This is a genomic window from Caenispirillum bisanense (assembly GCF_900230255.1).
GTDB lineage: Bacteria > Pseudomonadota > Alphaproteobacteria > Rhodospirillales > Rhodospirillaceae > Caenispirillum > Caenispirillum bisanense_A.
This window is the reverse complement of the sequence record NZ_OCNJ01000008.1, coordinates 86,736-105,152: the sequence shown is the minus strand read 5'-3', so window position 1 is coordinate 105,152 and position 18,417 is coordinate 86,736. Positions and strand designations below refer to the sequence as shown.

Genomic DNA, 18,417 nt, shown 5'->3' with positions numbered 1-18,417 from the left:
CCATTGGAAGCGCCATGTACAGCCATCCCCAACAGGGTGTCGGAACGGACGTCGCCAAGCTGCGGCAGGATGCCGGCCGCTGGCTGAAGTCCCTGCGTGAGGCCGCCGGCCTGTCGCAGCGCGATCTCGCCCGGGAGGTCGGGGTGGACTACTACACGTTCATCTCGCAGATCGAGGCCGGCCGCGGTCGCATTCCGCCGGACCGTTACGAGGCCTTCGCTACGGCGCTGGGCGTCGATGTGGTGGACTTCGTGAAGCGGCTGCTCAGTTATTACGATCCGGTAACCTACCACTTGCTGTTCGAACGCACCGCGTCCAACCGCAACGGTCTCTGAACTGCGCCAGGGGTGGAGCATGGGTGCTTCCGTCATCTCCTTCCGCTCGCTGCTGGGCCGTGGCCGCAGCACCGAGTCCGTGCCCGGACCCTGGACGAACCAGGAGCTGGCGGAACTCTACCGCATCGCCGATCTGCTGGGTCGCGCCGGCATGGCGGTGGGAACAGACTCTGGCGTATCGGACGAGAACGAGCCGTGGTTCGTCTTCTTCGCGCCCGACTCGGGTGACGTGATCGCCCACTTCGCGCGCATCGGCGGTGTTTACATCGCCGTCGCGGCCGGGCAGGAGAAGCCCCTGCGTGGCACCTGCTTCCGCGATCTCGTGCAGAAGATCATGGATTGCGAGCCCCTGGTCTTCCCGCAGCCGCGCAAGCGGTCGGGCAAGGTGACCAACCTCTACCTCCATCCCATGGTGGTCCTCACGGCCTTTGTCGCGACGGCCCTGCTGTGGTCCAACAAGTCCATGGCGGCGACCGAGGGTGACGCTGACGGCGTCGGTCGGCGTGCCGGCAAGTCCGGCGATGCTGCGCCGGCCGCAGGCTCCGCCGTCGGCAGCGGCCTCGGCGGCACCAGCCAGGCTGCGACGGGGCACGGGGAAAGCGGCCTGCCGGGCGGCCCCAACTTCCTGACCGCCATGGCCGGCCAGAGCACCGCCGTCACGTTCGCGTCCGCAGCCGCTCTCATCTCCACCGTCCTGAAGACGGAGGAGGCCGCCGCGGGAGCCGACAGCCTGCGTCTCGCCGCGCCGGAAAGCCGCATGGTCGGGCTCGACGGCGGCCTCGCGCTGACCGCCGACGACGATGCCCCCTCGGGTGCGGCCCCCGCCGCCGTCGAAACACTGGGTGGCGAAGTGCGCGTGACCATCGCTGCCGGCGACGGACGGGTTGCTTTCCTGCTCGACGGCGCGGATGTGCATTCGGGCACCGTTACGGCGCTTCCCGCCGCCTGGGACGCGGCATCGTGGGCGGCCGCGGCTGCGGCCTTCGATCCTGCCGACCAGTTCAGCATCGGCCCAGCACCGGTGACGCCCGCGGTTGCTGCTGGGGTGAGTGGGGACGGCGAGCGCTCCGCCTTCGACGTGCAGCCGGCTCCTGTGCCGGCCCCCGCTCAACTCGTCGCCGTCGCCGAGCCGGCGGCACCGCCACCGGGCGGCAGCTCCGGTGCATCGCGGGTGGCTGCGCCCAGCCTCACGAACGCCGTCACCGACGGGGGCGACAGCAGCGGCCGCATGATGGTCGACCTGCGGATCGACGACGTCTTGCTGGCCAACCGCAAGGGCGCCTATACACAGATCACCTTCATCGTCCCGACCGAAGCGCACCTCGACACCGCCCCGGCCGGCGCGGCTGCAGTGCCAGAGGCCGCGACCCCCACGGCGACCACGGCGACGGCCGACGGCACGGCGACAACCGGCAGCACGGGCAAGGCGACGTTGCCGCCCCCACCCCCGCCTCCCATGACCGTCGACAATCGCCACGACGTGGTGCTCGGCGCCGGGCAGCAGGTGATCTACTTCGGTGGCGGCAACGCCACGGTCTCCGGCTTCGTCGCGGGCGAGGACGTCCTGCTGGTCGATCCGCGTCTGCTGGCCGACCGCTGGCAGGCCAGCGTGCCGGTCGATCAAGGCACGGCGGTGCTCAGCTTCGCCGACGGCTCGCAGCTGGTGCTGCACGACCTGGTCCTGTCCGCCTACCTCACCGGCGGCTGACGACACCGGGATCCACGGCGCCGCCCGTTCCGGTCATCCGCCCCGTCCTTCTCTCGGGCCGCCGCCGCTCGGCCGTCACGCGAGCGCGCGGCCTTCCGCCTGCCCGTGCAGCAGCCAGTGCTCCAGCGGGTTCATGCCCGCGGCGGCGACGTCCGGGTTGCGGCCGAGGTAGGCCGAAGTGTCGAACCCGGCCGAGGGGTCGCGGTTTTCCTTCCAGCCGTTGGACCAGTAGTGCGCCACCGGGTTGATGCCGGCGGCGGCGACGTCGCCGTACTGCGACAGATACCAGCTGGTGTCGAACCAGGCGTTGGGGTCGCGGCCCTCGTGCCGGCCGTTGTCGAGGAAGTGGGCGTAGGGGTTCACGTCCGCCGCCTTCACGTCGGGATTGGCGTCGAGGTAGCTGCGGGTGACGAACCACGCCACCGGGTCGCGCCCCTCGCGCCAGCCGGTGGTGGCGTAGTGCGTCTGGGCGTCGATGCCCGCGGCGGCGACGTCGGGATTGCGCGCCAGGTAGAACGCCGCATCGACCGCGGCCACCGCCGTCGTCGGGCGCGCCACCGGGACCGCGTCGGCCGGGGCCGCCACGGTGACCGGTGCGGTGACCGCCGGGGCGCCGTAGCGCAGCACGGCCTCGGCGATGTCGGCGGCGGTGAGCGTCGTCGTCGCGTTGGCGTAGGGGTACATGATCGCCTGGCTGTCGGAGAGATGGCCTATGCCGATGGCGTGGCCGATCTCGTGCACCGCGGTGGTGTAGAACGACCACTGCCCGTTCGGCGGGGCGGCCGTGCCCATCCAGGCGGTCGCCAGGTCGCTGCTGTCGAAGGCGACGGCCGCCTGCGCGATGGCGCCGGTTCCGCCGGTCCACCAATAGGTGGCGTGCGCCAGCGTGTTGCCCGGCCCGTCGACGGCGTCCACCCCCAGGCGGATCTGGGTGGAGGTGCCGTCGCTCACCTCCTGGAAGCTGATGCCCGATACGGTCGCCCAGGCGTCGAAGGCGAGGCGCACGAGCCCCGTCTCCTGCGACGTCAGGGCGCGGTCGAAGGCGGGATAGCCGCCGTAGGTATAGCCCAGCACGGAATCGAGCAGGGTGTAGGAGGCGACGCTCCACCGCACGGGCGCCGTCGCCCAGGCGAGGGTGGTGGGGGCGGTGAACTGGCTCATGGCGGAAGGTCCTGCAAGGGCGCCACGGCGGGCGCCGCCCGGAACACGGAAATCAGAACGTGAAGGCGATCTCGTCGCCGCCGCCCAGATCGAGCATCTCGTCGAGCTTGGGCCGTTGTGCCTCGGCGGCGGCGATCTGTTCGTGCACGCGCGCCAGGTGCGACAGCACGGAGATGCGCTGCATGGACACGAGCTGCAACTGCGCCACCACCAGGGCGCCCGACCGGCGCAGCTCCAGGAAGGCGTCGTCGGGCAGGGCGTTGAGCGCCGCCTCGTCCACCCGATAGAGCCCGCCGACCGGCTGTTGCGCGCCGTCGGCCCCCTGCACGGAAAGCTCCCACGGTACGATCACGCCGTGCGCCGCCAGCGTGGCGCAGGCGGCGGCGGTGACGACGCCGTTGGCCTCCAGTTGCTGCAGGAAGCCGACCACCCGCTGCAGGTGCTCCGACAGGCCGCCGGCCTCGTCGAACAGGGGAATGCCGGTGCCGTCGGTGGTCAGGCGGCCGGAGCCTTCGTCGACCGCCAGAATGCGGGCGTCCTGCTCCGCGCCGTCGGGCCGCACCAGGGCGAAGGGATAGCGCCGCAGCAACGCCGGCACGTATTCGCCGAGCCAGCGGCCGTCGGGCGCCACGAACAGGTTCTGTCCCTGCCGCACCCCCATCACCGCCACCGGCGTGAAGCGCGGCGCCCCATCGTCCTCGGCGCCGTCGGGCGCGAAGGCGACAGGCATGGCGACGGCGGCGCGCGCCAGTTCGGACCCCACCAGCCCGACGACGGGCAGCGCGGCGGCAAAGGCGAAGGACTGAGAGGCGGCGAGCCGGTGCCCGGCATGAGCCTCCCGGCCGAGGGCGACGAGCGAGGTATACATGGTGATTCTGACCCAGGATGTGTATCAGGAGGGGTGCACCGCCACGACCGGCGCCCCGCTGCACCATAGCAGGCACCGGCCGGCCGGGCCAATGGCGTGCGGCCGCCCCCACCCACACAGGAACGGAAATTCACCATGAGCAAAGACGACTCCCTCAACACGTTCACCGCCGCCGAGATCAGCACCTTCCAGCTGTCCACCGGCCCCGTCGCCTCGGCCTTCGCCGAGAAGGAAGTGGCCGCCGCCTTCCGCGGGCTGATGGACAAGGCCCACGCCATGGAGCTGACGGCGGGCCAGTTCATCGACGCGCTGGTGAACGTCCATGCCGAATACCTGGCGTCGCTGCTCGGCCCGCGCGCCGCCGGCGAGCTGCTGCAGGATATCGGCCGCCACCTGTCGGATCGCGCCAAGCAGAACTAATGCCGACGGCAGATCGGGTGCTCCTGGACTCCTCCGGGTCCACGAGCACCCCCTGCCTTTCGAATCCTGTTGACCGGTTATGGTGTGAAAGTTACTGTACCCGGGAGGTAGGCGCCGACTCATCGGGTTAGCCGAAGTGGGGTTTTCCGGTCACAGTGCCGCAAAATCCCGCCTGACCGCGATCCAATGACGTATCAGCGACTTGCACGACGATCTTAAGTGTTGTAGTTGCTGTACCGCTTAGGGTCGCCGACCGCTCCCCCAGCGACCCGCCCGCCACATTGATGGCGGGTTCCTGGGGGAGCGGTCGCCACCGCTTCGGGCCTTCTTCGCGTAGGGGGGCCGATCGATCGGCACATACCAACTCGAGTCCATTGAGGGGTAAACCAATGGCTTTCGCTTTTGACGAGCAGTACTATCTCCAGCAGAACCCGGACGTGCTGGCCGCCGTGCTGAACGGCTCCATGCCGAGCGCGCGCTTCCACTTCGACAACTTCGGCTGGCGTGAGCTGCGCGATCCCAACGCCGTGTTCGACACCTCGGACTACGTCACCCTCTACACCGACGTGCTGAACGCGAAGATCAACCCGTTCAACCACTTCCTGTCGAACGGTGCCAAGGAAGGCCGCGCTCCGTCGTCCGAGTACAAGTCGGTTGCCGACAACTTCGACGCCACCGCCTACCTCGCCGCCAACAACGACGTGAAGCTTGCTGTCGACGCTGGTCAGATGACCGCTTGGCAGCACTTCGTCCTGAACGGTCAGTACGAGAGCCGTCCGGGCGCTGTTCTGAAGGACGGCACGCCGGTCAGCAACGCTGTGACTCTCCCGGGTTCTTCGACCGGTCAGACTGGTTCGACCTTCACGCTGACCGCGAATGCGGACAACCTGAATGGCACCTCCGGCAATGACACCTTCGGGGGTATCAACAACGCGACCACCACGCAGTTTTCGGCGGTGGACAGCATCAGCGGCGGCGCTGGTACCGACACTCTCTCGCTCGAACTTAACGCGAGCTATGCTGGAGGCGCAAAGATTACCGGCATCGAAGTGATGTCGGTGACGTCTACGGTGACTGACGGCGTGGGCACCGCTGGTGGTACTTTTAATCTTACCGGCATCAGCGGCCTGACCACCATTCGCAACAACGGCTCTGCCAATAACGCCACCGGTGGTAACGACGTTCAGCAGTTTACCAACGTCGCCTCTGCCGCTAACGTTGAGGTTCTGAACACCGACGGTGATACTCGCGTTGTCTACGCTGACGCTGCTGTGGCCGGCGCTGCCGACGCTGTCACGCTGACGCTGAACAATGTGGCTCAGGCTAATGCCGCCGCTGTCAGCCTGAACACGACGTCGACGACCACTGGCGCCACTGGCATTGAGACCCTCAACGTCGTCCTCGCCGGCGCTGCGGGAACTGCTGCCAACAGCGTTACCCTGAACACCAACGCTGCAGCCTCCCTCTCCAAGGTTGTCGTTAGCGGTTCCTCCGCTGGCAATCTGACGATGGGAACGAACATCACCACGACTGCGACCACCATTGATGCTAGTGCGGCCAGTGGCGCAATCACGCTTGCCGGTATTGGTGCTGCCGCGCACACCATCACCCTCGGATCCGGCAACGATTCCGTCGACATGGGTGGCAATCTGACCTCTGCTGACACCGTCAAGGGTGGCACCGGTACTGACACGATTGCCTCGACTGCCGCTAACTGGAATACGCTCAACACTGCCGGAGCTGTCCTCACCTCGGTCACCGAGTTTGAGACTCTTCGGGTGACCGACGATGCGGCGTCGGGTGTCAACGCCACCATTGATGCATCGCTTGTTGGTGCTGTGAACCTCCGGCTGGCTGCCCAGGCGCAGGCCGGTGGCGAAACCGTGACCGTGAATAACCTCGGCGGTTCTACCGGAACCGCGAGCGTGCGCCTCGACGGCTCCGTTGCTGGTGTCACGCTGAACGTCAAGGATGCGACGCTTCCGGGTACCGCGAACGTTGTCAATCTTGACGTCCGCGGCACCTCGGCCACCAGCACCTTTACGATGAATGGTGTTGAGACGGTCAACGTGGATGCCAGCAACGCAACCACTGCACACACCCTCGCGATGACCGATGGTGCGCTGACTACGCTTAAGATTGTCAACACCGGCGCGGCGACCTTCAACACCGGCACTCTGGGTGCCAATGTCAGCTCGGTCGACGCCAGCGGCGTGACGGGTGCTGGCGCTGTCACCATCACCCTCAACGGTACTGCTAACTCCGGCGCTACGGTTACTGGTTCTGCTGGTGCAGACACCATCACGGGCTCCAACCAGCTCGACGTGATCAATGCCGGTGCTGGCAACGATGTCATTATCCAGTCGCTCGGCAACGACCGCATCAACGTCGGTACCGGTACCGACGATTTCCGGATGGGCGACCTCGGGGATAAGAACACCGCTATCACCATCACCGGTGGAACGACGATCGATACCGTTGCCGAAGGCTTCGACATCGTGACTGGCATGTCCGCTGGCGACACTATCCGTATGGCTGCCAACTACACCGGCGTTGGCGCTGCTGCCGCTAACACTGCCGTTACCGCCGTTGCTTTCAACACCACGTTCGCTGACAACGGTGCCAACTTGGTTCGCGGCACCTACAACAGCAGCAACGGCCAGTTTGTTATCAGCGCGACGGGTGCCGACAGCCTGTTCGTCGCCGACGTTGACGACACCGGCGGCACTTCCGACTTCTCCGGCGTTGTTCTGGTCGGCTACGCCACCGCGGCGACGGCTGCCAACCTTGTCGACCAGGGTGCCTTCGTTGACTTCACCCTGATCGCCTAATCCTCTCTCCCGAGCGGATGCAACTGGGGTGGTCCTTCGGGACCACCCCTTTTGTTTTGTGAAAAGACGGACAAACCTAAGTCGTTTCCGCTAGGGCCGTACACTGGTCGCCGGTTTACGCGCCTCGACTTGTCGAAGACGTGCTGCCAGTCTTGACCAATCTGGTCGTAGCGACGAACCCAGTCCTTCGGGATGCTGGCAATCCGCAGGTAGTCCTCATCGGACATTCCGCCGATCAGGCTTTTCAGCAACGCGATGACGTTTGCCCGCTTGTTGTGACCATGCGTCTGGGTCAGGCCCAGGTGTTGGTAGAGACCCCACACGTAAGTCTTCGCACCGCTCTCGGAGACGCTGAACCGTCGCCCGATCTCGCTGTTCTCGGCGCCCCGCAGGATCATCTGCAAGGCGGCATGGTGGCGCGGTGACATGCGGGACAGGCGGGCGACGAGCTCGTCCTGGTGGTCCGTGTCGTCGTCGTGGACGTGATGCCCGACCTGGTCGTCCTCCCCCCCTTGGGCCGTCTACGGCTGCCCAGGTCGCGCCGCCTACTTCCGGCCGAAGGAGAAGTGCCGGTGGCCCAGGTAGCTGGTGAACACCGGGAAGACGACGCCGATGACGTGGGCGATGTCCTCGGCGTACCAGGTCATGCCGGCCCAGGGGAAGACCACCCGGGCGAGGCCGACGCTGATGATCCACACCTGCGCCGCCGCCGCCACGTTGACCAGGGCGAAGCGCAGGAACTCGTCGCGCCGCGACCGGCCCGACGGCGCGAAGACCAGGGCGCGGGCGAGCAGGTAGGCCGTCGTCATGCCGAACAGATAGGCCACCAGCACCGCCGCCTCGTAGGGCATGGCGTGGCTCAACAGCCAGCGGCTGCCGACGTTGACGCCAGCCGCGATGCCGCCGGTGATCAGGAAGCGCAGGAACTCGCCGCCGCGCGCCACCGCCGGGCGATCGTCCGCCGTCGCGCCGGCCGCACCCTCGCCGGCCGCCGGCCCCCCGCCGCCGCTGCCGGCGGCGCTCACGCCACCGCCTCGGCCATCATGCGGCCGTAGCGCACGCTCTCGGCGATGCCGCGGTCCTCGGGGTAGTAGTAGGAGGTGTCGGCGACCTGGAGGTTGGCGATGGAGGTGCGGATGGGCGGGATGCGGGCGGCGAAGCCCGGCTCGCACACCGGCTGGGCGTGGCGCAGGCGGCCGACGTGGCTGGCCAGCAGGTCGTCCTCGGCCAGCGCCGGGTTCAGGGTGCGCAGGCACTGGAAGGCCTCGGCCACCAGCGCCTCGTCGCTCCAGCCCCACTTGGGGTTGGTGGTCGGCATGTAGTAGGGCACGTAAACCACCGGCTCGGGCGTCGGGCGCAGGTTGGAAAACTCGATGATGCCGGGCACGGGCAGGCGCGGGTCGTTGACGTTCAGCCAGAAGTGCGGCGTGACGGAGCGCTTCAGCTTCATCACCACGCAGGCGACGCCGATGTTGACGATGTCGGCGTAGGCCTGCTTCTCGGCCGCCGTCAGGTCGGGGACGAGGCCGGCGACGAAGGGCGTCGGGACGGTGCAGATCACGGCGTCGACGGGGTGGCGCTGCCCGCCCGCATGCACGGCGACGGCGCGGCCGCCCTCGCATTCCACCCGCTCCGTCGGGCAGGACAGATGGATGCGGCCGCCGCGCGCCGCGATGGCGTCCACCAGCGCGCGCACCAGGGTTTCCGAGCCGCCCTCGAGGTAGCCCATCTGCTCCTGCATCAGCGACTTGCGCGAGGTGCCGACGCGCTTGACGCGGGTGGCGATCCAGGCCGCCGAGATGTCGTCGGCCAGTTCGTAGAACTTCAGCTCGAACAGGCGCTTCCACAGCAGATCGTAGACCTTGCGGCCGGAGCCGCGGACGATCCAGTCGCGCGCCGAGACGGTTTCCAGGCTGTCGAACGACGCCATGCGGCTGGTGCGGAACATCTGCAGGCCGTAGCGCAGCTTGCTCAGCGGGTCGAGCAGCGGGAAGCCGAGCAGCGCCAGCGGGTCGCCCCAGCGGTAGTGGCGGCCGTCGATGTAATAGCCCATGGAGGTGTCGCGCCAGCGCAGGGTGTCGGCGATGCCCAGCTCCTCCAGCAGGGCGAAGGTGGGGCGGTCGGCCTTGCAGATGAAGTGGTAGTAGCGTTCGATGCTCAGGCCGTCGAAGTCGAAGTGGGCCGCCATGCCGCCCGGCCGGTCGTCGGCCTCGAAGACCTCCACCGTGTGGCCGGCCTTCAGCGCATGGTAGGCGGCGGCGAGGCCCATGGCCCCGGCACCGATGACAGCCAACGTCGCCATGTGTCGTTCCCGTTTCCGTTCCTGGTTCCGTCGCTCAGAACTGCAGCGCGACCTGCGAGTAACGCGGGTCGTTGAAGGTGATGTCCAGCGCCTCGTCGAGCGGCGTCGACCGTACCCCGAACAGGCCGGGCCAGTCGATCACCACGAACTCGTCGGGGGTGACCAGCGCCTCCAGCTGGCGGGTGGTGAAGGGCGGATTGCGGTCCACCAGGGCATAGGTCGCCAGCATCGCCCGGAACAGGCCGTAGGGGATGCGCACGATGGGCGTGCGGGCGCCCGTCGCCGTGCGGATGGCGCGGATCAGGTCGATGTAGTCGATCTTGCGCTGGCCGGAAATGTCGTAGGTGCCCGTGCGCTGCTGCTGCAGGGCGGCGACGATGACGTCGCAGAAGTCGCCCACGAACAGCGGCTGGCGCATATAGCGTCCGCTGCCCGGAATGGGGAACACCGGCACCTTCTGCATGAAGCGGGCGAGCCAGCCCAGGTGCTTGCGGTCGAACCAGCCGAACATGAGGGTGGGGCGCAGGGTGCAGTGGGGAATGGCGCAGGCGTCCACCAGCTTTTCCTGCGCCTTCTTGCTCTCGGTATAGAAGTCCACGGCGGCCGAATTCACCACCGACGAGCTGATGTGCACCATGTAGGGCACGCCGGCGGCCGTGGCGGCGGCCAGCACGCGCTCCGTCGCGGTGATGTTGTTGGCCTCGAACTCGGCGTAGTCGAGGCCGCCGATCTGGGCGTGCAACTGCAGCAGCGCCTCCGCCCCCTCAAGGGCGTGCTGCCAGCCGTCGTCGCGCGACAGGTCGGCGCGGATCACCGTCACCCCGGGGTGGAGGCGGGCCAGCGTGTCGGTATTGGCGGGGTGCTTGTCGATGCCCACCAGGTTGGTGAAGCCGGCCGCCTGCAGCCGCACGATCAGGTTCTGCCCGACCAGGCCGGCGGCGCCGGTGATGACGATCTTGCCGTTGGGCGTCATGGGGCGCGGACCTCAGATTTTCATGCGGTTGAAGATCGGGCGCGGCAGGGCGCGGATGATGGTCATGATGATGCGCCAGAACCACGGCGTATAGAGCACGGGCCGGCCCTTGGCGATCGCGCGGTCGATGTCGGCCGCCACCGCGTCCGGCGTCGCCCACAGGGGGCCACCCTTGGCCATGCCGGCGGTCATGGGCGTGTCGACGAAGCCGGGCTTCACCGTCACCACCCGTACGGCCGTGCCGGCGAAGCGATGCGCCAGCCCCTCCATGAACAGCGCCAGACCGCCCTTGGCGGCGCCGTAGACGTAGTTGGACCGCCGGCCGCGGTCGCCGGCGACGGAGCCGATGGCGGCGATGGTGCCGCGCCCGCGCCGCTCCATGTGGGCCGCCGCGACGCTCGCCCAGGCGCAGGCGCTGGTCATGTTCACCGTCAGCAGGTCGACCACCGCCGCCGGGTCGGCGTCGGCCGTGGTGACGGCGGCGTCGCCGAGCTGGCCGTAGGCGACGAGCACCACGTCCACATGCCCGCCGAGGGCCGCCGTCATGGCCGCGAACGCCGCCGCGAACCCCTCGGCCGGTGCTGCGAGATCGAGCGCCAGGGTGGCGGTCGCCGGGTCGGCGCCACGGGCCTTCAGGTCGGTGGCGATGGCATCCAGGCGTCCGGCGTCGCGGCCGACCAGCAGCAGGCGGTCGCCGTCGGCGGCGCGCAGACGGGCGAAGCGCTCGGCGATGGCCGACGTGGCGCCGAGGATCAGAACTGTCTCGCCAGACATGCCGGGCAGGTCCTCCAGAGGGGTCAGACGGCGCCGACGCGCCGCCACAGGTCGGACGCGAAGGCGGGGTCGCGGTACTCGGCGAAGGCTCGCCACTGCGGATAGCCGGACCGGAACAGGTCGGCCGGCATGCGGGCGTCCTTGGCCGGGTAGAGCCGACCGCCGGCCTTGCGCACGATGTCGTCCAGGGCGGTCATCAACCGCAGGGTACTGCGGCCGCGGTTGGGGAAGTCGAGCGCCAACGTCGTGCCGGGCCCGGGGAACGACAGCAGGCCGGGCGGCGGCACGTCTCCGAAAGTTTTCAGCACTGCCAGGAACGACGCCTCGCCGGCCCGCGAAATGGCGTCGAGCAGGCGCGGCACGGCCGTGCGGGCGGTGTCGGGCGGCACGACGCACTGGTACTGGTAGAAGCCGGCGGCGCCGTACATGCGGTTCCACCGCAGGATGCCGTCAAGCGGGTAGAAGAACGGCTGGAAATGGCTCCGCCCGCAGTACCGGGCGCCCGGACGGCGATAGTACAGGGCGTTGAAGGCGCGCACCGTCAGGCCGTTGATGAGGCCGCTCGGGGCTTCCAGCGGCATGGTCAGGGGGCGGCCGGGTGGCGTCGCGGTCAGCGGTCCGTCCGCCGCCGGTCGCCCGCGCGAGAAGATGCCGCGGCCGAGGTGCGGCGGCCGCGCGAGGCAGTCCACCCACGCGACCGTGTAGGGCCAGTCGGCACTGTCGGCGGACAGGTCGAAGAACGCCTCCAGACGGTCGAAGGGAATGTTCTCCACCTCCACCTCGGCGGAAGCCAGCGGGACGAGGGTGATCTCCACCGACTCGATCAGGCCGGTGAGGCCGAGGCCGCCGATGGTGGCGCGGAACAGGCCGGTCTCGCAGTCGGGGCCGCATTCCATCAGCGTTCCGTCGGACCGCCGCAGCGCCAGGCGCCGCACGTGGCAGCCGAAGCTGCCCGCCAGGTGGTGGTTCTTGCCGTGGACGTCGTTGGCGACGGCGCCGCCCAGGGTCACGAAGCGGGTGCCGGGAGTGACCGGCACGAACCAGCCGCGCGGCACCGTGATGCGATGCAGGGCGTCGAGGCTGAGGCCCGCCTCGGCGCGGAGGATGCCGGCCTCGGTGTCGAAGGCGAGGACGCGGTCGAGACGGGTCGTCTCGATCAGTCCGCCTCCGACGTTCAGGCAGCTGTCGCCGTAGGAGCGGCCGAGGCCGTAGGGCAGCAGGCCGTTCCCGGCGCCGACCAGGGCGGCGACGGCGGCGGGCACGTCATCGCGGAAGGCCGGGGCAGCCGTCAGGTGGCGGCCCTTGCGCACGTTGCCCCACGATGTAACCGTCCGCTGCTGCAGCATGGTCCTGTCCGTCATGGCCTCCCGTACCGGACGTGCGGCGGGATTACCATGCGTTTCCCCAGTAGGTCCATCCCCAAGAGTTGTCGGTGCCGGAGATGGCCGTTTCGAACACCAGTTCGGTGGTGGTGCCGGCGACGCCCGGGACTTCGACCGAGAAGGTCTGCGGCAGGCGTGCCGCCTCGCCGGCCGCCGGATCCAGGGTGCGGGCGAGCAACTGCATATCGCTTCCATCGGCGGTGCGGGCGGTGAGGGTGAATGTCACCGGGGGCGGATTGCCGCCTTCCGCCCATACCTTGTCGAGGAAGCCGTACAGACCGTCCAGCCGTTCGCCGGCCGGGGCGCTCGCCACCAGGCGCGACGACGGATGCGCGAAGAACCCTTCCGGCACCGGGCCGACCGGCACGTCGGCCCGTTCCACCCGGGCCGCCGCCAGCAGTTCGGTGACCTGCAGGCGATTCGCCCCGCCGGCGGCTGGGTCCTGCTCCGGCGACAGCAGGCGACATCCCCCGGCGGTGGCGAGCACGCGGCGACCGGCCTTGAAGGACTCGATCATGGGGCGCAGCGCCGGCGGATAGAGGTCGGAGGCACCGCAGGCCACCACCCCCCCGAAAGCGGCCTCGCCCAGGGCGGCGTCCGGGTCCGCCAGGGCGGCTTGCGCCAGCTCCGGCGGGAACCAGGCGGCGACGGCCAGGGCGCGGCGGTCGCTATAGTAGGGAACCTCCGATGACCAGTCCTGGCCGAGCACGACGATCCCGGCGTCCTCGGGCACCAGTGCCTGCACTTTCTCGCCGATGCGCACGACTTCGCTGGCGCTCCAGTTCGCCGTCATGGGCGGATAGAAGATGGTGCGGAAGGTCCAGGCATTGCCGGCCAGGAACAGCGCCAGTAGCGCAAGCGCGGCGATGCGCGAGCGCTGCTGCCCGATGGCGGCTACGGCGATGCCGACCGCGAGCACGAGGAACAGGCCGTTGGCGTACTGGTAGTAGCCGTGGACCATGTGCAGGTTGGTGAACACGGCGAACGGCACCGCGAAGGCCGCGGCGAAAACGGCCAGCGGCCACGACACCCGCCGGAGCACCAGGCCGGCCCCCAGCACCAGCGGCGCGATCCAGGCCGCGGCGCCGAGGACCTGCGGCACGGCGCGGCCGAGCACGACGTCGCTCCACAGGGCGGCGCTGACGCGCTGGTCGAGAGTTCCGAAGTTCCATTTGGCGAGTGCGGCCGAGGTGAGCAGTGCGCCGAACGGATTCTCGGCCTTCACCTGATCGCTGTAGAGCACCCACACGTAACCGAGTGCAATGGGAAGCAGGCACGCCCCCACCGCCACCGTCAGCCGCGTCACGCCGCCGCGCAGGTCGGCGACCGTCGGCCGGCGCAGATCGGGGACGTCCCGCAGCACCGCGCCCAGCACCAGCAGACAGCCGGCGACGCAGAAGGCGGGGAAGGTGGTAGATTTCGTCAGGACCGCGAGAACACCCGCCGTCAGGCAGAGCGCCCAGCTCGCCACCGGTCGCCGCGCCGGCCGGTCGGCCGCCAACAGGTCGAGCAGCAAGGCGAGCCACACCAGAGCGAAGAACAGCGCCGCCGACTCGATCATCACGGTGCGCGACCAGAACACATAGAGCGGCGACGACAGGAACAGGGCCCCGGTCACCAGGAAGCCCTCGCGGCCGATGCCGGCGTGACGGCACAGCGTCGCGATGGGGTGGAGGCAGCCGAGGAAGAAGACGTAGGAGACGATGCGCCCCGCGACGTCCACCGACAGGCCCGCCATGGCGAGGATCGCCGTCAGGATCTGGTAGGTCGGGAACTCGAACGGAATGCTCCACGGCGCGCCCAGCACCGGCGTCTGGTAGCGCAGAGCGAGGCCGTCCTTCAGCATATAGGCGCTGCTGATGGCCGTCTGCGTCTGGCGGAAGCCGAACATGTCGAGGATGGGGCCGCCGATCCAGCCGACCAGGACGACCAGGCTCCATATCGCCGCGGCGGCGAAGAGCAGCGCCGGAAGAGCCGAAGAAAGCCGCGCCGGCCAATGCTGCAGGAAGGGGGGCATGCGGGAGTCCGTCTGAGGGGGGCGGAGGCGGCGCCGCCAGGGTCACACCGCCAGCATCACGAGGGCGACGATCACGCCTCCGATGGCGAGGCTGATGCGGTCCTTGGCGGCGAACAGGACGGGATCGTCGTGCAGTTCGCCGCGGTGGGCGATGAGCAGCACGCGGCTTATCCAGTACATGAAGAGCGGGCAGACCACCCACAGGATCTCCGGGTGGTCATAGAGGGCGTTGACCTCGGCGCTGGTCAGGTACAGGGCGAGCACGACGACGGCGCTGAAGGCGCTCGCGGCGCCCAGGGCGGCGAGCATGCTCATGTCTTCGAGCACGTAGCCGCGGCCGCGCGGCGGCCCCTTTTCGGCCCGCAGGCGCCCGATCAGCTCGACATAGCGCTTCACGATGGCGAGGCTGAAGAACACAAACAGAGAGAATCCGAGCAGCCACGGCGACGGTTCGGCCTGCAAGGCGACGATGCCGCCGACGATGCGCAGGGTGTAGAGCCCCGCCAGTGTCATCACGTCCACCATCATGCGACGCTTCAGGTGCAGGGAATAGGCGATGGTGATGGCATAATACAGCAGCAGGACCAGCAGGAACTGGTACGAGACGAACAGGCCGAGGATCACCGCCGCCAGGAATAGCCCCGGCACCATGAAGGAGCCGTGCAGCAGCGGCACCACGCCGCTGGCCAGGGGCCTGAACCGCTTGGTCGGGTGGTCGCGGTCGCCGGCCAGATCGAGCAGGTCGTTCAGCTGATAGGCACTCGACGCAGCGAAGCTGAAGGCCCAGAAGGCGAGCACGGCGAGCACCACCTCCATGGCCGCCAGGTACTGCCCGGCCACCAGCGGAACGAAGACCAGCGTGTTCTTGATCCACTGATGGGGCCGCAGCGCCTTCAGGTAGCTTTGCGGCCTGCGCGCCGGCGCGCCCAGGTCGACGAGGTCGGCGTGTTCGGCCTGCAGGCGAGCCAGCAGCCGGGACGACGCATTCACAACGACCGCGCGGCGGCAGGTCTTCCAGACCGCCATGTCGACGGTGTCGTTGCCGATATAGTCGAAGCCGCCGCGGCCGAACTCGGCAACCAGCCGGTTCGCCTTGGCATTGCCGGCCAGGTTGACCGACCGGTCCGACCCGAAGACGCCGTCGAAGAAATCCAGGTGTTCGGCGAAACGCTCCAGCAGGCGCTGATCCGACGCCGATGCGAGGTAGACTGGCCTGCCCGCCGCCTTTTCCGCCCGCAGATATTCGACCACGCGCTCGTCGAAGGGCAGCAGGGCGACGTCGACCACGGCTTCGTCGGCGAGCGCGGCCTTGAGGGCTGCCTTCCCCTGCCGGACGTGCGCCGCCGCCTTCAGCGCGCGCACCGGATGGGTCGCCAGAAGCGCGAAGAAGCTTTCGAGCAGCATGTCGGACCGGATCAGGGTGCCGTCGAGATCGACGACCAGCGGCACGGGGACCGTCGGAGCCGGATTAGTCTGCGCGGATGTCATCGCCGATACGCTGTGGGAAGAACCTGTGCGGCAGTGATAGAGACGCTGTCACCGCTTGTCTACCCAATTGCGGCCCGACGCCCGCGCTCCGGGGTATCGTCGCTGGCAGCGATGGCCTTCGTCAGCGATGCCGCCCGGTACCGCGAGACGGGCCGGGCGGTCGGATCCGCTGTGTTGGCAGGTGGACCGTCAACCGAGCAGGAGGGACTCGGCCGTCAGGTCGGCGAGCGAGACGCCTTGCAGGATCACCGTCTCGCCCTCCGCCAGGGTGATGACAACCCCAACGTCGGTGTCCGCGGCCGCGGTCAGGACGCCCGCGGCGTCGACGAACCCGTAACCAGCGCCGATCATCAGGACGTCGGTGCCGACCACGAAGTCCGTGACCGTGTCGTTGCCGCTGCCTGAGTCGAACGAGAAGACGTCGACGCCTTCGCCCCCCGTCAAGGTGTCGTCACCGGCGCCGCCGTTCAGCAGGTCGATGCCGGCGCCACCCTCCAACGTATCGTTGCCCGCGCCGCCGTGGATCAGGTTGTCGGCTACGTCGCCCTGCAGGAGGTCGTCATCCGCGGTGCCTTCGACCGGCGTGTCGATGCTCGACGCGGCGCGCCCTTCCAGGCGGCCGAACTCCACATAGTGGGCAAGTGGGTCCATGGCGGCGGCGGCCACGTCCGGATTCTGCAGCAGGTAGTAGGCCGGATCGAAGAGCGTGCCGTCCTCCAGTTCCACGATGCCGGCATCGCCGGGAGCCGGCGGAGCCTCGGGATCGAAGGGGTCGCGGCCTTCGTCGCGACCGAACAGCAGGAAGTGCTGGGCCGGGTCGACGGCCGCCGCCGCCACGTCGGGGTTCTGCTCCAGATAGAAGGCGCGATCGAACAGGGTGCCGTCGTCGAGCACCGCGAAGCGCGGCAAGCTGCCGGCTCCCCCGTCGCTGCCATCACCGCCGTCGTCGACGGACGGCCGGTTGGCCTTGGTGTTCAGCAGGCCGGGAACGCTGCCGCCCCAGCCCGGCGGCAGGCCGCCCCCTAGATGTTCGGGCAGGCCGTCACGCAGACCCTTGGGCAGCCATAGCGGCACGGGGGCCGGGGCGTCGTCACCTTCGGGCGAGGTGGGTTCCGTTACGGCGCTAGCGGTCTTCTTGGGACCACCGTTGGACGGGCCGCCGCCGGCGAAGGATGGCTTGCTCATGACTTCAACTCCACACGACTTTGTCTTTTAAGCAGTGTGGCTATTCTTTCAAGCTGTGGCACCCCCCGGCAGTGATGGCGCGCACAGGGGCGTCATGCCGGCCGGATCAGCCCTCCGCGATGCGCGTCAGGTACTGGCCGTAGCCGTTCTTCAGCATGGGCGTCGCCAGCTTCATCAGCTGCTCGGCGTCGATGAAGCCCTTGCGGAAGGCCACTTCCTCGACGCAGGCGATCTTCAGGCCCTGGCGCTTTTCCACCGTCTGCACGAAGGATGAGGCGTCGCACAGGCTGTCGTGGGTGCCGGTGTCGAGCCACGCGAAGCCGCGGCCAAGCTGTTCCACCGTCAGCGTCCCGCGCTCCAGGTAGGTGCGGTTGACGTCGGTGATCTCCAGCTCGCCGCGGGCCGAGGGCTTCACGGCGGCGGCGATGTCGAGCACCGCGTTGTCGTAGACGTAGAGCCCGGTGACGGCGTAGTTGCTCTTGGGCTTGGCCGGCTTTTCCTCGATGGAGACGGCGCGGCCTTCGCGGTCGAAGTCCACCACGCCGTAGCGCTCGGGGTCCGACACCCAGTAGCCGAACACGGTGGCGCCGCTCGGGCGGGCGACGGCGCGCTCCAGGATCTCCGGGAAGCCGTGGCCGAAGAAGATGTTGTCGCCGAGGATCAGCGTCACCGGGTCGTCGCCGACGAAGTCGCGGCCGATGAGGAAGGCCTGGGCCAGGCCGTCGGGGCTCGGCTGCTCGGCGTAGCGGATGTTCAGGCCCCACTGACTGCCGTCTTCCAGCAACTCCTGGAAGGCCGCCGAGTCGCGGGGCGTGGTGATGATGAGGATGTCGCGGATGCCGGCCAGCATGAGGGTCGACAGCGGGTAGTAGATCATCGGCTTGTCGTAGACCGGCATCAGCTGCTTGCTGACCACCTTGGTCGACGGATAGAGCCGCGTGCCGGAGCCGCCGGCCAGGATGATGCCCTTCAT

Annotated in this window: 16 protein-coding genes; 4 read left to right on the top strand and 12 right to left on the bottom strand. The window is 68.7% G+C overall.

The features are described 5' to 3' along the window. Positions 1–14 precede the first annotated feature (14 nt). Together CRP50_RS17515 and CRP50_RS17510 are read left to right on the top strand one after the other, a co-directional pair. Positions 15–335, top strand: coding sequence for a helix-turn-helix domain-containing protein (locus tag CRP50_RS17515; RefSeq protein WP_097280482.1), 321 nt, complete (start codon positions 15–17; stop codon positions 333–335). A gap of 19 nt (positions 336–354) precedes the next feature. Then, positions 355–2,043, top strand: coding sequence for a hypothetical protein (locus CRP50_RS17510; RefSeq protein ID WP_097280481.1), 1,689 nt, complete (start codon positions 355–357; stop codon positions 2,041–2,043). A gap of 75 nt (positions 2,044–2,118) precedes the next feature. Here the strand turns inward: CRP50_RS17510 and CRP50_RS17505 are convergent, their stop codons facing one another. Together CRP50_RS17505 and CRP50_RS17500 are read right to left on the bottom strand one after the other, a co-directional pair. Continuing rightward, complete coding sequence (locus tag CRP50_RS17505) at positions 2,119–3,204, bottom strand: matrixin family metalloprotease (RefSeq protein ID WP_097280480.1); 1,086 nt, start codon at positions 3,202–3,204, stop codon at positions 2,119–2,121. A 52-nt stretch (positions 3,205–3,256) separates the two neighbouring features. Then, positions 3,257–4,072: a SapC family protein gene (locus tag CRP50_RS17500; RefSeq protein WP_097280479.1), complete on the bottom strand. Its 816-nt coding sequence runs from the start codon at positions 4,070–4,072 to the stop codon at positions 3,257–3,259. Between the two features lie 135 nt (positions 4,073–4,207). Here CRP50_RS17500 and CRP50_RS17495 point away from each other — a divergent pair, with 135 nt between their 5' ends. Both CRP50_RS17495 and CRP50_RS17490 read left to right on the top strand, forming a co-directional pair. After that, positions 4,208–4,492 carry a hypothetical protein gene (locus CRP50_RS17495; protein ID WP_097280478.1) on the top strand — a complete coding sequence of 95 codons (285 nt, stop codon included), beginning with the start codon at positions 4,208–4,210 and terminating at the stop codon, positions 4,490–4,492. 389 nt (positions 4,493–4,881) lie between these two features. Next, positions 4,882–7,323 (top strand): beta strand repeat-containing protein, encoded by a 2,442-nt coding sequence (locus CRP50_RS17490; protein ID WP_097280477.1) that lies wholly within the window; start codon positions 4,882–4,884, stop codon positions 7,321–7,323. Here the strand turns inward: CRP50_RS17490 and CRP50_RS25245 are convergent. The 10 genes from CRP50_RS25245 to rfbA all read right to left on the bottom strand — a co-directional run bounded on the left by CRP50_RS25245 (position 7,320) and on the right by rfbA (position 18,417). Next, positions 7,320–7,727 carry a hypothetical protein gene (locus CRP50_RS25245; RefSeq protein ID WP_141415190.1) on the bottom strand — a complete coding sequence of 136 codons (408 nt, stop codon included), beginning with the start codon at positions 7,725–7,727 and terminating at the stop codon, positions 7,320–7,322. The genes CRP50_RS17490 and CRP50_RS25245 overlap by 4 nt on opposite strands. A gap of 141 nt (positions 7,728–7,868) precedes the next feature. Next, positions 7,869–8,348: a GtrA family protein gene (locus tag CRP50_RS17485; protein ID WP_245913514.1), complete on the bottom strand. Its 480-nt coding sequence runs from the start codon at positions 8,346–8,348 to the stop codon at positions 7,869–7,871. Further along, entirely contained in the window at positions 8,345–9,625 is a 1,281-nt protein-coding gene (locus CRP50_RS17480) for an NAD(P)/FAD-dependent oxidoreductase (RefSeq protein ID WP_097280476.1), read from the bottom strand. Before CRP50_RS17480 ends, CRP50_RS17485 begins: the two co-directional genes overlap by 4 nt. Before the next feature lie 34 nt (positions 9,626–9,659). Beyond that, positions 9,660–10,598, bottom strand: coding sequence for an NAD-dependent epimerase/dehydratase family protein (locus CRP50_RS17475; RefSeq protein WP_097280475.1), 939 nt, complete (start codon positions 10,596–10,598; stop codon positions 9,660–9,662). Positions 10,599–10,610: 12 nt separating this feature from the next. Beyond that, entirely contained in the window at positions 10,611–11,372 is a 762-nt protein-coding gene (locus CRP50_RS17470; RefSeq protein WP_097280474.1) for an SDR family oxidoreductase, read from the bottom strand. Positions 11,373–11,395: 23 nt separating this feature from the next. Next, a complete protein-coding gene (locus CRP50_RS17465) occupies positions 11,396–12,733 on the bottom strand; it encodes an FAD-binding protein (RefSeq protein WP_245913513.1) in 1,338 nt (445 codons plus the stop codon). Between the two features lie 28 nt (positions 12,734–12,761). Next, positions 12,762–14,771: a hypothetical protein gene (locus CRP50_RS17460; protein ID WP_097280473.1), complete on the bottom strand. Its 2,010-nt coding sequence runs from the start codon at positions 14,769–14,771 to the stop codon at positions 12,762–12,764. 42 nt (positions 14,772–14,813) lie between these two features. Continuing rightward, on the bottom strand, positions 14,814–16,259 hold the full coding sequence (locus CRP50_RS17455) for a UbiA family prenyltransferase (RefSeq protein WP_097280472.1): 1,446 nt from the start codon (positions 16,257–16,259) through the stop codon (positions 14,814–14,816). A 189-nt stretch (positions 16,260–16,448) separates the two neighbouring features. Further along, positions 16,449–17,444, bottom strand: coding sequence for a hypothetical protein (locus tag CRP50_RS25240; RefSeq protein ID WP_141415189.1), 996 nt, complete (start codon positions 17,442–17,444; stop codon positions 16,449–16,451). A 106-nt stretch (positions 17,445–17,550) separates the two neighbouring features. Continuing rightward, the gene (gene rfbA / locus CRP50_RS17435) at positions 17,551–18,417 is read right to left on the bottom strand and encodes a glucose-1-phosphate thymidylyltransferase RfbA (protein ID WP_217992078.1); all 867 of its coding nucleotides are present in this window, start codon (positions 18,415–18,417) and stop codon (positions 17,551–17,553) included.

Bases quoted from the DNA above. Each gene is read 5' to 3' on its own strand.
- CRP50_RS17515 (WP_097280482.1), top strand. From the start codon at position 15: ATGTACAGCCATCCCCAACAGGGTGTCGGAACGGACGTCGCCAAGCTG.
- CRP50_RS17510 (WP_097280481.1), top strand. From the start codon at position 355: ATGGGTGCTTCCGTCATCTCCTTCCGCTCGCTGCTGGGCCGTGGCCGC.
- CRP50_RS17505 (WP_097280480.1), bottom strand. From the start codon at position 3,204: ATGAGCCAGTTCACCGCCCCCACCACCCTCGCCTGGGCGACGGCGCCC.
- CRP50_RS17500 (WP_097280479.1), bottom strand. From the start codon at position 4,072: ATGTATACCTCGCTCGTCGCCCTCGGCCGGGAGGCTCATGCCGGGCAC.
- CRP50_RS17495 (WP_097280478.1), top strand. From the start codon at position 4,208: ATGAGCAAAGACGACTCCCTCAACACGTTCACCGCCGCCGAGATCAGC.
- CRP50_RS17490 (WP_097280477.1), top strand. From the start codon at position 4,882: ATGGCTTTCGCTTTTGACGAGCAGTACTATCTCCAGCAGAACCCGGAC.
- CRP50_RS17480 (WP_097280476.1), bottom strand. From the start codon at position 9,625: ATGGCGACGTTGGCTGTCATCGGTGCCGGGGCCATGGGCCTCGCCGCC.
- CRP50_RS17475 (WP_097280475.1), bottom strand. From the start codon at position 10,598: ATGACGCCCAACGGCAAGATCGTCATCACCGGCGCCGCCGGCCTGGTC.
- CRP50_RS17470 (WP_097280474.1), bottom strand. From the start codon at position 11,372: ATGTCTGGCGAGACAGTTCTGATCCTCGGCGCCACGTCGGCCATCGCC.
- CRP50_RS17465 (WP_245913513.1), bottom strand. From the start codon at position 12,733: ATGACGGACAGGACCATGCTGCAGCAGCGGACGGTTACATCGTGGGGC.
- CRP50_RS17460 (WP_097280473.1), bottom strand. From the start codon at position 14,771: ATGCCCCCCTTCCTGCAGCATTGGCCGGCGCGGCTTTCTTCGGCTCTT.
- CRP50_RS17455 (WP_097280472.1), bottom strand. From the start codon at position 16,259: ATGACATCCGCGCAGACTAATCCGGCTCCGACGGTCCCCGTGCCGCTG.
- CRP50_RS25240 (WP_141415189.1), bottom strand. From the start codon at position 17,444: ATGAGCAAGCCATCCTTCGCCGGCGGCGGCCCGTCCAACGGTGGTCCC.
- rfbA (WP_217992078.1), bottom strand. From the start codon at position 18,417: ATGAAGGGCATCATCCTGGCCGGCGGCTCCGGCACGCGGCTCTATCCG.